This is a genomic window from Oleiphilus sp. HI0123 (assembly GCF_001635315.1).
Window position 1 is genome coordinate 1 of sequence record NZ_LWGE01001549.1, and the last position, 2,255, is coordinate 2,255.

At 44.2% G+C, this 2,255-nt stretch carries 2 protein-coding genes; one reads left to right on the forward strand and one right to left on the reverse strand.

Translation table 11 applies throughout. From position 1 onward, the window contains the following. The coding region (gene pilM / locus A3761_RS20725) for a type IV pilus assembly protein PilM (RefSeq protein WP_156491996.1) at positions 1 to 622 on the reverse strand (622 nt) is incomplete at its 3' end. Positions 623 to 804: 182 nt separating this feature from the next. On the opposite strand from pilM, the gene A3761_RS20730 reads away from it, so the two are divergent. Next, on the forward strand, positions 805 to 2,255 hold a 1,451-nt coding region (locus tag A3761_RS20730; protein ID WP_197473151.1), incomplete at its 3' end, for a penicillin-binding protein 1A.

Below are 2,255 nucleotides of genomic sequence, written 5' to 3' on the forward strand. Positions count from 1 at the left end.
TCAATGTCGTCATCGTTGAGCCAACATCGACAATTGCGACTGTCTGCTCTTCACCTTCAACGCCAATTTGCGAACCGACAAGTTCAAAGGATCGTTCAATTGCGTAAGCTTCGATATCGATAACTTTCGATGTTAAGCCACCAATTTCCAGGGCTTCTTCCCGAAGTTCAACATTCTCTTTTCGACAAGCAGCTAATAATATATCAACCTGGTCAGCGCCCGACTCTGACTCGCCAAGCACTTCAAAGTCGATAGCCACTTCATCAAGAGGATAAGGTATATATTGATCAGCCTCGACAACGATCATATTTTCCAGCTCAGACTCGTTAAGCCCACCCGCCATTTGTATGGTTTTGGTGATAACAGCTGAACCCGCAACGGCAGCAGAAGCTAATCGACTATTAGCACGCGAGCGAGTCACCACCTTTCCGATGACTTCACCAACCAACTCCGAGTCATTAATATTCTTCTCTACTACGCAGTTACTAGGTAGCGGTTCCACGGCGTAACTCTCTACGCGGAACTTTTCACCATTCTTTGACAACTCCAATAATTTTACTGAAGAAGAACTGATATCGATTCCTAACAAGGAATCTTTTTTCTTTCCAAATAATCCAAACACGCGAAAACCCATTAAATTAATGGCAGCTACTTTGATTGAGATGTACTTATGAATCTATTATTCACACCTCAATGTACATTTTTTTACTTATAACACTCTAAAAAGACGTATAATCCTACAATTCTTAAATTAAAGCTATTTCTCAGATAATAGCTGTATATTTCTAACTTGCTAGGAAAAACATGTTTCGTTTTGTGAGACTCTTGAGCTTTTCAGCTTGGTCCTTGGCCGCAATGATATCTGGTGCCTTTTTCTTAATGGCCTCTTTCTTCCTTTATTTGACGCCAACACTTCCTGATGCCGAGCAACTTAAGCACACCCAATTACAAACACCCTTACGTATTTACTCACTTGATAGCAAAAGCATAGCCGAGTTCGGCGAAAAGAGAAGAAAGCCAATAAATATTGGTGACGCGCCTCAAAATTTGCTTAATGCCTTTATCGCAGCCGAGGATAATCGTTTTTTTGAGCACCGCGGAATAGATATAAAAGGCCTGGCTCGCGCAGCCACTCAGTTAGTTACCACAGGAAGAATTCAAACTGGCGGCAGTACCATCACCATGCAGGTTGCCAAAAACTTTTTTCTTTCCAGAGAAAAAACCTTCATCCGAAAGTTCAATGAAATTTTTTTAGCGATTCAGATTGAGCAATCTCTCTCCAAACAAGAAATCCTAGAACTTTATTTAAACAAGATTTATTTAGGTAATAGAGCCTACGGTGTTCATGCAGCTGCACAAGTCTATTATGGAAAGCCTATTGATGAATTAAACCTGGCACAAATGGCGATGATCGCGGGCCTTCCTAAAGCACCGTCTCGGTACAACCCCTTAGCCAATGCCAAACGAGCTAAAATCAGAAGAAACTGGATCCTGGACAGGATGCTTGATTTGGAGATGATCGATTCAGAACAACACGCTGAAGCAAAATCCTCTCTCATTACAGCCAGCTACCATGGCGGAAGCTCGGAACTTTATGCTCCTTATGTTGCTGAAATGGCGAGAAGAGAAGTTATTAATCGCTACGGTTCTGATGCATACACTTCTGGCATGCGTGTCTTCCTAACCGTAGACAGCAAACTACAAGAAGCAGCCTCACGCGCGGTCAAAAAAGGCTTGGAAGACTACGACAAGCGTCACGGCTACCGAGGCCCAATAAAAACCTTGGACATTAGCTCTGAAGAAGCAATCGAAAGCGCGATCAGTGAACTACGCTCCATCAAAACCCCACGTCAACACCAAGCAGCGCTGGTATTAGAAGTATCTCAAGATAGCGCCAAATTATCACTCAAAGATGGCCAGGAAAAGACCTTGCTACGCGAGCAGGCCGAATGGGCAAGAAAATACGAGACCGTTGACCGAAGAGGTCCTGCCATCAAAAGCCTGGAAGACATACTTCAAACCGGTGACGTGATTCAAGTGACCACGTCAAACACAGAAACCAGCAATGAAGACGGCGAAACGGCAATGGCAGAAATCATCCACCTAAGCCAACTTCCGGAGGCACAAGGCGCCCTTATTTCGATCAACCCCGACAACGGAGCAATCAAGGCACTGGTTGGCGGCTATGACTTTGCCATGAGCCACTACAACCGCGCGACACAAGCCAAACGACAACCAGGTTCCAACTTCAAAGC